The organism is Mycobacterium sp. (genome assembly GCF_051006775.1).
In the GTDB taxonomy this organism is placed as follows: domain Bacteria; phylum Actinomycetota; class Actinomycetes; order Mycobacteriales; family Mycobacteriaceae; genus Mycobacterium.
The window spans coordinates 1-12,195 of the sequence record NZ_JBPCSX010000083.1 but is presented as its reverse complement, the minus strand read 5'-3'; the positions used below and the strand labels follow the sequence as shown (position 1 = coordinate 12,195).

The 12,195-nt window shown below is 68.1% G+C and carries 3 protein-coding genes; 2 read left to right on the top strand and 1 reads right to left on the bottom strand.

Annotated elements, in window-relative coordinates; translation table 11 throughout:
* Positions 1 to 3: 3 nt before the first annotated feature.
* Positions 4 to 2,037 (bottom strand): erythromycin esterase family protein, encoded by a 2,034-nt coding sequence (locus tag ACR2JI_RS06165; protein ID WP_526389154.1) that lies wholly within the window; start codon positions 2,035 to 2,037, stop codon positions 4 to 6.
* 228 nt (positions 2,038 to 2,265) lie between these two features.
* On the opposite strand from ACR2JI_RS06165, the gene ppsA reads away from it, so the two are divergent.
* Both ppsA and ACR2JI_RS06155 read left to right on the top strand, forming a co-directional pair.
* Complete coding sequence (ppsA, locus tag ACR2JI_RS06160; protein WP_526389100.1) at positions 2,266 to 4,539, top strand: phosphoenolpyruvate synthase; 2,274 nt, start codon at positions 2,266 to 2,268, stop codon at positions 4,537 to 4,539.
* A 478-nt stretch (positions 4,540 to 5,017) separates the two neighbouring features.
* Positions 5,018 to 12,195, top strand: a 7,178-nt coding sequence (locus ACR2JI_RS06155) for a fatty acid synthase subunit beta domain-containing protein (protein WP_526389097.1), incomplete at its 3' end; no start/stop codon positions are given.

Sequence of the window (12,195 nt, the reverse complement as noted above, 5' to 3'; positions counted from 1 at the left end):
TCCTCACAGCCCGCTCGGGTAGGTCTCGGGGTTCTGGCCGGCGATCCAGACGCTGTCAGGTTCCAGCGGCTCCAACGCCCGGGTCTGGTCGATGTGGATCATCGCATCGAACTGATCGGACGGACGGACGTGGAAGTAATGACTCTGCCTCTCGGTCTGGGGCAGATAGATCACCCCGATGGCGCGGGCCAGCCGGACCGTTTCCAGGGCTGCCCCGGCCGGGGAGCCGTCATGCATGGCCACCAGGAACGCGCCCCTGCCGGTGTCGTGCAGTAGTTCCTCGATGCTGCCGGCCAGAGCGGGGCGCACCACCTTGTGTTCGGCGACGCCACCCCAGTCGCTGGCCGCGGTGACGGTGCCTGCGTAGGTCGAGAAACCGATGAGCCGGCAGTCATCGCCGTACTGCTCCCGCGCCAGCTGGCCGATGGTGAGCTGGCCGTCAGCCGAGACCTCGGTGGCGCGGGCGTCCCCGACATGAGAGTTGTGCGCCCACACCACCACCCGGGCCGGACCAGCGCCCGTCGGTGTGCCGGGGTGCCGGTCGAGGTGGGCGATCAATGCATTGAGGGTCGCCGCCATGTGTTTGTCGCGCATATTCCAGGACGTGACCCGGCCGGCGAACATGCTGCGGTAGTAGGCCTCCGCGTTACGAACCGTCGCGGCGTTCTGTTGCGCCTCGAACAACTCGTCCTCGGCCACCGGACCGTCCGCGCCGAGATAGTTCGGCGCGTTGCGCGCTAGCTCCACGAGTTGTTCGACGGCCTGGCGCTCGCATGTCGGCCCCGCCCCGAACGCGGCCGCATACCCGTATGCCTGGCCGTCGTGTCCGTCGGAATGGTCGAAGCAGGCGTACCGCGCCCGTGCCCGCGCGGCGGCCGGGGGATCGACGCCGTCAAGGTAGCCGATTACCTCCTGTATTGACCGGTGCAGGCTGTAGAGGTCCAGTCCGTAGAAACCGGTCCGGCGGCGGCCTTCGGTCAGGCAGCGGCCGTTGTGCCAGCGCAGCCAGCCGACGAAATCGCGCACCACGGTGTTGCGCCACATCCAGGCCGGGAATCGCTGAAAACCGCGTAACGCCTGTTCGGCATCTTCGTCGGAACCGAGCCCCTGCACATACCGGTTCACCCGGTAGGCATCCGGCCAATCTGCCTCAGCTGCAACGGCATTGAAGCCCCTGTGCTCGATCAGCCACTTGGTGATCTCGGCCCGCGCCTGGTAGAACTCGTGGGTCCCGTGGGAGCTCTCGCCGATCAGCACCACCCGCGCGTCGCCGATCAACTCCGCGAGCACGTCATGCGGCGGCACACCGCCCGGCGCGTCGACGGCTACCCGGGCGATCAGGTCGGCGGGGCGAACCGCCTTCGGCGGTGCTGGCGCTCCGGTGGTGGGTTTGGCCAGTAGGGCGCGCACCTCGTCGTCGGTGACCTGGGTGAAGTCCCAGAACGACTCACCCACGGCCAGGAAGGGTGTCGGCATCGATGCGCACACCACGTCGTCGACGAGGCCGGCCAACTCGCGACAGGTGGACTCCGGAGCGGCCGGCACCGCGATCACGATCCCGGCGGGCTCCGATTCGCGTAGGGCTTGGACTGCGGCCAGCATCGAGGAACCGGTGGCCAGTCCGTCGTCGACCAGGATGACGGTCCTGCCGGCCACGTTCAGCGGCGGCCGGCCACCGCGGTAGGCCGCCTCCCGCCGAATCAGTTCGCGCCCTTCCCGTTCGGCGACTTCCCGCAGCTGAACGGGCGTGACCTTCAGCGCGCGCAGCACGTCGTCATTGACCACCACGCGGCCGCCGCTGGCCAGCGCCCCGATGGCGAACTCCTCATGACCGGGCGCGCCGAGCTTGCGCACGATGAAGGCGTCCAGCGGCGCACCCAACGCGCGGGCCACCTCGTAGGCGACCGGCAGGCCACCGCGGGCCAGGCCGAGGACCACCACGTCCGCCCGGCCCCGGTAACCGGCCAGCAGACCGGCCAGCACCCGACCCGCCTCGCTGCGATCGCGGAAGATCCGGCGCGGCTGCTGCCGGCGCATGCCGGTGGCCCCGGGCTTGTTGTTCATCGTCGTTCCACCGCGCTGAGCAGCACCGCCGCGCTGACTGGCGAACCGGTCATGGGCCGCCCCTTCCCGTTGGTTCCCACGATAGGGGCCCGGCAGCGAAGCCATAGGGAACAAGGTCACCGATACCACCAAACCGCTGTTCTGATCGGTTGCTGCGGCGCAGGATGAATGGCGTCCGCCCATCGCCTGAGGAGACCTCCGATGTCCGTCCCCCATTACGTCGCCGACATTGCTGAACTGGGTATGGCCAACGCAGAGGAGGCCGGCGGCAAGGGCGCCAACATGGGCGAGATGGTGTCGGCGGGGTTGCCGGTGCCGCCCGGGTTCGTGGTGCTGCGCGACAGCTACCTGGAGTCCATGAACGCAGCGGGCGTGGCCGACGAACTCAACGCCGCGCATCGTGAAGCGATGTTGCACGCCGTCGACCCGGATCACTTGGATGGCATGTGCGAGAAGATGAAGGCACTGGTGCTCAAGGCCGGAATGGCCGATGAGGTCCGCGACCGGATCCTCTCCTCCTACCGCGCGATGGGGCCGGATTGCTTTGTCGCCGTGCGGTCATCGGCCACCGGCGAGGACGGTGCCGATGCCTCGTTCGCCGGTATGAATGAGACCTACACCAACATTCGCGGCGAGCAGGACCTGATCGAGGCGGTGCAGAACTGCTGGGCCTCACTGTTCGGACCCCGGGTGGTCTCCTACCGCGCCAGCCGTGGCTTCACCGCCGATCCGGCGATGGCGGTGGTGGTCCAGCTGATGATCGCCTCGGAGCGCTCCGGGGTGGCATTCACCGCCGACCCGACCACCGACGCCACCGATCGGGTGGTCGTGGAGGGTGCTTTCGGTCAGGGCGAGGTGGTCGTCTCCGGTTCGGTGGAGCCGGATAACTACGTGGTGTCCAAGCAGACCGGCGAGATCCTCTCCCGGCACGCCGGTTACAAGTCCTTCAAGATCATTCGCGGCGCCGACGGCAGGGATCAGCGGGTCGAACTGGATGCGGCTGCGGCCGAGGCTCCGGTGCTGACCGACGACGAGGTGCGCGTCATCGCCGAGATCGCGGTTCGCAGTGAAAAGCATGCGGGCTGCCCCCAGGACACCGAGTGGGCGATCGCCGATGGCAAGACCTACATCGTCCAGACCCGCCCCATCACCACCCTGCATCGCGCCGGGAACCCGGCGTCGCAGACCCAGGAGGTTCTCATCCAGGGCCTTCCGGCGGTGCCCGGCCTGGCCTCGGGCGTCGTCCGGGTACTCGCCGATGTGAAGGACGGTGGCCGGCTGAAGGACGGTGAGGTGTTGGTCGCACAGATGACCAACCCCGACTGGCTGCCCACCATGCGTCGCGCCTCGGCGCTGGTGACCGACTCCGGCGGGATGACCTGCCACGCCGCGATCGTCGCCCGCGAACTCGGCGTGCCGTGCATCGTCGGCGCCCGTACCGCCACCCGGGACCTCAAGGACGCAACGGTGGTCACCGTCGACGGCACCCACGGCCGGGTGCTGGCCGGCCGGGCGGTCGGTGGCGCTCAGACCGCAGCGGTGGCCGCGAGCGCGGTTGCGACCGTGTCGTCGGAGGTGACCGCGACCAAGATCTACGTCAACGTGGCCATGCCCGACAAGGCTGAAGCCGCCGCGGCACTGGACGTCGACGGAGTCGGCCTGCTGCGTGCCGAGCTGATCCTGGAAGACGCACTGGGCAACCGGCATCCGCGGGACCTGATCGAACACGGCGAGCAGGACAGCCTGGTGGACTCGCTGGCCACCGCGGTGGGACGTATCGCCGCCGCATTCTCGCCGCGGCCGGTGATCTACCGGGCATCGGACTTCCGCACCAACGAGTTCCGCGGCCTGGCGGGCGGGGAGAAGTACGAACCCGTTGAGCACAACCCGATGATCGGCTATCGCGGTTGCTACCGGTATGTCAGCAATCCGGATCTGTTCGATCTGGAGCTGACGGCGCTGGCCCGCGTCCGGGAGCGGAATCCCAACCTGCACTTGATGATTCCGTTCGTGCGGACCAAGTGGGAGCTGGAGAAGTGCCTCGAGTTGGTGGACGCAAGCCCGCTGGGTCGCCAGCGCGGCCTGCATCGGTGGGTGATGGCCGAGGTGCCCTCGGTGGTGCACTGGCTTCCCGAGTACGTCGGACTGGGCATCGACGGGGTGTCGATCGGCAGTAACGATCTGACTCAACTGATGCTCGGAGTGGACCGTGACTCCGAACAGTGCGCCGAACTCTACGACGAGTCCGATCCGGCGGTGCTCGACGCCATCGGGCAGATCATCAGCACCGCCCGGCGGTTGGGTATCACCGCGTCGCTGTGCGGCCAGGCGCCCTCATCCAAGCCGGAGTTCGCCGAACATCTTGTGCGAATGGGGATCACGTCCATCTCGGTGACCCCGGACGTCGCCGGCAAGGCGCGCCGAATCGTGGCCGCTGCCGAGCGACGCCTGCTGCTCGAGGCGGCACGGGGCTGAGGGCAGGTCGCTCTGCAGGACGGCGTCGGCGTCGACCTCAGCAACATCCTCACGCCGCAATTCGGGCAGTGGGATTGGCGGCGACAAAAACCTACTGAAAAGTAAGTTTTACCAGCAAACGGGCGGGTGGAATTTCAGCGGGTATTTTCGGACTGCCTCGAGTCCGGCGGTGGGGGACCCGCACGGACGTGCGACGCAGACCGGCCGAGAAAATATGGATAACGATGTGATAACAATCATGCCGTGATCTGCGAACTTCTACCTACTGAAGCGTAACCACCTGCACGCAGGAGGTTTGCTTCGGGGCACCGGGATCCGTTGTTATCCGCCGCCGTATTACCCGCGCGTAGAACTCATCAGTAACCAATTCGCGTGACGAAAACGCGTTGTTCTTATGCGACTCTTAGTGCTGTTGCCGCCGGTCCGACGAGGTTTCGGGCCGGGCGGGCATGACACGCGATTCTTGAGGGAGACATACGTGACGATTCACGAGCACGACAGGCTCAACGACCACACCGACGAGGTCGCCGCCTATGCGCTCGTGGACCGGCTCAATGCCGGCGAACCCTATGCGGTCGCTTTCGGCGGCCAGGGCAACAGCAGCTGGCTGGCCAACCTCGAGGAGATCGTCACCACCGCCGGTATCGAGTCGGAACTGTCCCGGATCGTCGGCGAAGCGGAACTCCTGCTGGAGCCCGTCGCCAACGAACTCGTCGTCGTCCGGCCGATCGGCTTCGAGCCGCTGCGCTGGGTGCGAGCACTGGCGGCCGACGAGACGCCGCCGAGCAGAGCGCAGCTGACCTCCTCGGCGGTCTCGCTGCCAGGGGTGCTGCTCACTCAGATCGCGGCCATCCGGGCGCTGGGCCACCAGGGCCTCGACTTCGCCGCCGCGCCACCGGTCGCGACGGCCGGGCATTCGCAGGGCGTCTTGGCCGTTGAGGCGTTCAAGGCCGCCGGAGCGAAGGATGTCGAACTTCTGGCGCTGGCACAGCTGCTGGGTGCGGCCGGCACTCTGGTGGCCCGTCGCCGCGGCATCACCGCGCTGGGTGACAAGTCGCCGATGGTGTCGGTGACCAACGTCGAACCCGGGCGTATCGCAACACTTCTCGAGGAATTCGCCCGCGAGGTCCGCACCGTCCTGCCTCCGGTGCTCTCCATCCGCAACGGCCACCGATCGGTCGTCATCACCGGCACCCCAGAGCAGCTGTCCCGTTTTGAGCTGTACTGCCGGCAGATCGCCGACGCCGAAGCCGCCGAGCGGAAGAACAAGCTCCGCGGCGGAGCGGTGTTCAACCCGCTCTTCGACCCGGTCGATGTCGAGGTCGGATTCCACACCCCGCGGCTGGCCGACGGCATCGAGATCGTCGGGCGCTGGGCCGAGGCGGCGGGCCTCGACGTCGGCCTCGCGCGGGCGATGGCCGATGCCAACCTGGTGCAGCAGGTGGACTGGCTCGAGTCGGCCACCGAACTCGCCGAAGCCGGCGCGCGGTGGATTCTCGACCTGGGGCCCGGTGACATCCTGACCCGGCTGACCGCCCCGGTGGTCCGCGGGCTGGGCGTGGGCATCATCCCGGCCGCGACCCGCGGCGGACAGCGCAACCTGTTCACCGTCGGCGGCGCCCCCGAGGTGGCCAAGCCGTGGTCGAGCTATGCACCACAGCTCATCAGCCTTCCGGACGGCTCGGTCAAGCTGTCCACCAAGTTCACCCGGCTGACCGGGCGTTCGCCGATGCTGCTGGCCGGCATGACGCCGACGACGGTCGACGCCAAGATCGTCGCGGCGGCGACCAACGCAGGACACTGGGCCGAATTGGCCGGCGGCGGTCAGGTCACCGAGGAGATCTTCGAACACCGCGTCGCCGAGTTGACCGACCTGCTCGACCCGGGCCGCGCTATCCAGTTCAACGCGCTGTTCCTCGACCCGTACCTGTGGAAGCTGCAGGTCGGCGGAAAACGGCTGGTGCAGAAGGCCCGCCAGAACGGGGCGCCGATCGACGGCTTGGTGATCAGCGCCGGAATCCCCGATCTCGAAGAGGCCGTCGAGCTGATCGAGGAACTCAACGGAGTCGGCATCGTGCACGTGTGCTTCAAGCCCGGCACCGTCGAGCAGATCCGCTCGGTGATCCGGATCGCCGCCGAGTCGCCCACCAGGTCGGTCATCGTCCATATCGAGGGTGGCCGCGCCGGTGGTCACCACTCCTGGGAAGACCTCGACGATCTGCTGCTGACCACATACTCCGAGCTGCGCTCGCAGTCCAACATCACCATCTGCGTCGGCGGTGGCATCGGTACGCCGGAGCGCGCGGCGGACTACCTGACGGGCATCTGGTCCGAGTCACACGGATACCCGGTGATGCCGGTCGACGGCATCCTGGTCGGCACCGCGACGATGGCCTGCCTGGAGGCCACCACGTCGCCTGCGGTCAAGCAACTGCTCGTCGACACTGCCGGCACCGAAAGCTGGGTCGGCGCTGGAAAAGCATTGAACGGCATGGCATCCGGACGCAGCCAGCTCGGCGCCGATATCCACGAGATCGATAACGCGGCCTCCCGCTGCGGTCGGCTGCTCGACGAGGTGGCCGGTGACGGCGATGCGGTGGCGCACCGCCGCGACGAGATCATCGCGGCGATGGCGGCCACCGCCAAGCCCTACTTCGGCGATGTCGCCGAAATGACGTACCTGCAGTGGCTGCAGCGTTACCTCGAACTGGCAATCGGTGACGACAACAGCACCGCCGACACCAAGACGGCCGATTCGGTGTGGCTCGACGGCACCTGGCGGGACCGTTTCGCCGCCATGCTGCACCGGGCCGAGGCCCGCCTGGATGACGTCGACACCGGCCCGATCGCGACACTGTTCGACGCCGATTCTGCCGAAGGTCAACGGCTGCTTGAGGATCCGCAACTAGCGATCAGCACGCTGCTTAACCGCTTTCCGGATGCCGCAACGGTTCTGCTGCACCCGGCCGACGCGCCGTTCTTCGTCGAACTGTGCAAGGTGGTGGGCAAGCCGGTCAACTTCGTGCCGGTGATCGATAAGGACGTCCGCCGGTGGTGGCGCAGCGACTCGCTGTGGCAGGCCCACGATGCCCGCTACACCGCCGACCAGGTGTGCGTCATCCCGGGCACCGCCGCCGTCGCCGGCATCACCCGCATCGACGAGCCGGTTGGCGATCTGCTCGACCGTTTCGAGAAAGCCTCCGTTGATCGTGTGCTGGCGTCCGGCGCATCGGTGCGGCCGGTGGCATCGCGCCTGCAACTGCGGGATGGCCTCAGTGGGCCGCTGGGTATCGTGCTGGACTCCCCAGACGTGCTGTGGGCGGGTCGCACCGCGATCAACCCGGTGCACCGCCTCGCGCCGCCCGCCGAGTGGCAGGTGCACGACAACCGTTCGGAGGGCAGGAGCGCGGCGAACGGTGAATTCACCACCGCCACAAATCATTCCACCGGCGCACGGCTGGAGGTGGTGGCGGCTGACAGGGTGATCCTCAGTGTGCCGCTGTCGGGCACCTGGATCGATATCGCCTACACCCTCCCGGCCACCGTCGTCGACGGCGGCGCTCCGCTGATCCTCACCCCGGACGCGGCCGCCGCGATGCGTGGCGTGCTTGCCATCGCGGCCGGTGTGGACGGTCCCGAGGCGCTTCCCGAACTGGTCAACGGATCGGCCACGGTGCGGGTGGATTGGGATCCCGAACGGGTGGCCGACCACACCGGTGTCACCGCGACCTTCGGCGCCCCACTGGCGCCGACTCTGACCACCGTCCCCGATGCCATGGTCGGCCGCTGCTGGCCCGCGGTGTTCGCGGCGATCGGCGGAGCGGTCACCGAGACCGGGTTCCCGGTGGTCGAGGGTCTGCTCAGCCTGGTGCACCTCGACCACGCCGCCCGCCTGCTCAAACCGCTGCCGCAGTACGCGACCGACTTGATCATCACCGCGACGTCGTCGGCCGCCGAGGACACCGAGGTGGGGCGGGTCGTCCCGGTCACCGTCAACATCAGCGACGCCGCCGGAACCGTGCTGGCGGTGCTCGAGGAGCGCTTCGCGATCCGGGGCCGCGTCGGATCCGCCGAACTCAGCGATCCGGTGCGTGCCGGGGGAGCGGTGTCGGAGAACGCGACCGACACCCCGCGGCGCCGGCGTCGAGACGTCACCGTCAACGCGCCGGTCGACATGCGCCCCTTCGCGGTGGTCTCCGGAGATCACAACCCGATCCACACCGACCGCACCGCCGCACTGCTGGCCGGACTGGACGCGCCGATCGTGCACGGTATGTGGCTGTCGGCGGCCGCTCAGCACGCCGTCACGGCGACCGATGGAAAGGCTGTGCCGCCGAGCAAGCTGATCGGCTGGACCGCCCGATTCCTGGGCATGGTCTCTCCCGGAGACGCCGTCGACATCCGTGTCGATCGGGTCGGAATCGACCTGGGCGCAGAGGTTCTCGAGGTCACCGCCCGGGTTGACGGCGAGATGGTGATGGCCGCGACCGCGCGGCTGGCCGGCCCGAAGACCGCGTACGCCTTCCCCGGTCAGGGCATTCAGCACAAGGGCATGGGTATGGAGGTGCGCGCCCGCTCGAAGGCCGCGCGCAAGGTGTGGGACCGCGCCGACAAGTTCACCCGCGATGCCCTGGGCTTCTCGGTACTGCATGTGGTGCGCGATAACCCGACCAGCCTGATCGCCCGCGGGGTGCACTATCAGCATCCCGAAGGTGTGCTGTACCTGACGCAGTTCACCCAGGTCGCCATGGCGACCGTGGCGGCTGCCCAGGTCGCCGAGATGCGCGAGGACGGCGCCTTCGTCGAGAGCGCCATCGCCTGCGGTCACTCCGTGGGTGAGTACACCGCCGTTGCCTGCGTTACCGGCGTGTTCGAACTCGAAGCCCTGATCGAGGTGGTCTTTCAACGCGGTTGCAAGATGCACGACATCGTGCCCCGCGACGAGATGGGCCGGTCCAACTATCGGCTCTCCGCCATCCGGCCGTCTCAGATGGATCTTGACGACGCTGAAGTGAAGGACTTCGTCGCCGAGATCGCTGAGCGCACTGGGGAATTCCTCCAGATCGTCAACTACAACCTGCGCGGTTCGCAGTATGCGATCGCCGGCACGGTGCGCGGTCTGGACGCGCTGAAGGATGAGGTCGACCGGCGGCTGGAGATCAGTGGCGGTAAGCGCGCCTACATTCAGGTCCCCGGTATCGACGTGCCGTTCCACTCCGATGTGCTGCGGGTCGGGGTCGACGAGTTCCGTCGCTCGCTGGAGCGGATCATCCCCGATGACGCCGATCCGCGGATTCTCATCGGTCACTACATCCCGAACCTGGTGCCGCGGTTGTTCACCCTGGATCGCGATTTCATCCAGGAGATCCGCGACCTGGTTCCGGCAGAGCCGCTCGACGAGATTCTGGCCGACTACGACACCTGGATCGCGCGGGATTCCAAGGAGGTCGCCCGCCGGGTGCTCGTCGAACTGCTCGCCTGGCAGTTCGCCAGCCCGGTGCGCTGGATCGAGACCCAGGATCTGCTGTTCACCGATGTGGCCGCCGGCGGTCTGGGTGTGGAGCGCTTCGTCGAGATCGGGGTGAAGTCCGCCCCGACCGTGGCCGGTCTGGCCCGTAACACGCTGAAACTGCCCGACTACGCGCACAGCACGGTGCAGGTGCTCAACATCGAGCGTGATGCGGCGGTGCTGTTCGCCACCGACGAGGACACCGCGGCCGACGAGCCGGAGGAAGTCAGTTCCGAAGCGCCCGCCGAAACGGCTGTCGCGACCGCCGGTGCCGCGCCTGCCATCGCCGCGCCGGCGGCCCCGGCCGCGCCTTCAGGCGGCCCCCGCCCCGACGACATCGCCTTCGATGCCGCCGACGCCACCGTCGCCCTCATCGCGCTGTCGGCGAAGATGCGTCTCGATCAGATCGAGCCGCTGGACTCCATCGAGTCGATCACCGACGGCGCCTCGTCGCGGCGCAACCAGCTGCTGATGGACCTGGGTTCGGAGTTGAACCTCGGCGCGATCGACGGCGCCGCTGAGGCCGACCTCAAGGCGCTGCGCGGACAGGTCACCAAACTGGCCCGCACCTACAAGCCCTTCGGCCCGGTGCTCTCCGACGCCATCAACGATCAGCTGCGCACCGTGCTCGGCCCGTCCGGCAAGCGTCCGGCCGCCATCGGCGAACGGATCGCCAAGACCTGGGAACTGGGTCCGGGCTGGGTCAAGCACGTCACCGTCGAACTGGCACTGGGAACCCGCGAGGGCAGCAGTGTGCGCGGTGGCGCGCTGGGCGGGTTACACGAGGGCGCGCTGAGCAATGCGGCCGCCGTCGAGACGGCGATCGACAGTGCAGTCGCCGCAGTGGCCGCACGGCGTGGTGTCGCGGTGTCGCTGCCGTCATCGGGTGCCGCGGCCGGCGGTGTCGTGGATTCCGCCGCACTGGACGAGTTCGCGGCGACCGTGACCGGACCGGATGGCGTGCTGGCCTCGGCGGCCCGCCTGATGCTCGACCGGCTCGGTCTGGACGCTCCGGTCAGCGCCGCGCCGGGCAGCACCGACGCCGAGCTGATCGACCTGGTCACAACCGAACTCGGTTCGGACTGGCCACGATTGGTCGCCCCGGTCTTCGACGCCCGCAAGGCTGTGTTGCTCGACGACCGGTGGGCCAGTGCCCGCGAAGATCTGGTGAAGCTCTGGCTGGCAGACGAAGACGATGTCGAGGCCGACTGGCAGCGGCTGGCCGAGCGATTCGAGGGCACCGGCCATGTGGTGGCCACCCAGGCGGACTGGTGGCGCGGTCGTGCGCTGGCCCAGGGCCGGTTGGTTCACGCATCGCTCTACGCGCGCGTCGCCGCGGGAGCGGAGAACCCCGAACCCGGCCGATACAGCGACGAGGTCGCCGTCGTCACCGGTGCGTCGAAGGGCTCCATCGCCGCCTCGGTGGCGGCGCGGTTGCTCGACGGCGGCGCGACCGTCATCGTCACCACGTCACGTCTCGACGACGATCGGTTGGCGTTCTACAAGTCGCTCTACCGCGACAATGCCCGCTTCGGTGCGGCACTGTGGGTGCTGCCGGCCAATATGGCCTCCTACGCCGATATCGATGCCCTGGTTGCCTGGGTCGGCAGCGAGCAGAGCGAAAACCTCGGGCCGCAGGCGATTCACCTCAAGGACGCCCAGAACCCCACCCTGCTGTTCCCGTTTGCGGCACCGCGGGTCAGCGGTGATCTCTCAGATGCGGGTTCGCGCTCCGAGATGGAGATGAAGGTGCTGCTGTGGGCGGTCGAGCGATTGATCGGCGGCTGCGCGGCCATCGGCGCCGAGCGTGATATCGCATCCCGGCTGCACGTGGTGCTACCCGGTTCGCCCAACCGCGGAATGTTCGGTGGCGACGGCGCCTACGGCGAATCCAAGTCCGCGCTGGATGCGGTCGTCAGCCGGTGGAGCGCGGAATCGTCCTGGGCGCAACGGGTCACCATCGCGCACGCGCTGATCGGCTGGACCAAGGGCACCGGACTGATGGGTCACAACGACGTCATCGTCGACGCCGTCGAGGAAGCCGGTGTCACCACCTACACCACCGACGAGATGGCCGCGATGCTGCTCGATCTGTGCACCCCGGAGGCCCGGGTGGCCGGCTCGCTGGCACCGCTGAAGGTCGATCT

Bases quoted from the DNA above. Each gene is read 5' to 3' on its own strand.
- ACR2JI_RS06165 (WP_526389154.1), bottom strand. From the start codon at position 2,037: ATGCGCCGGCAGCAGCCGCGCCGGATCTTCCGCGATCGCAGCGAGGCG.
- ppsA (WP_526389100.1), top strand. From the start codon at position 2,266: ATGTCCGTCCCCCATTACGTCGCCGACATTGCTGAACTGGGTATGGCC.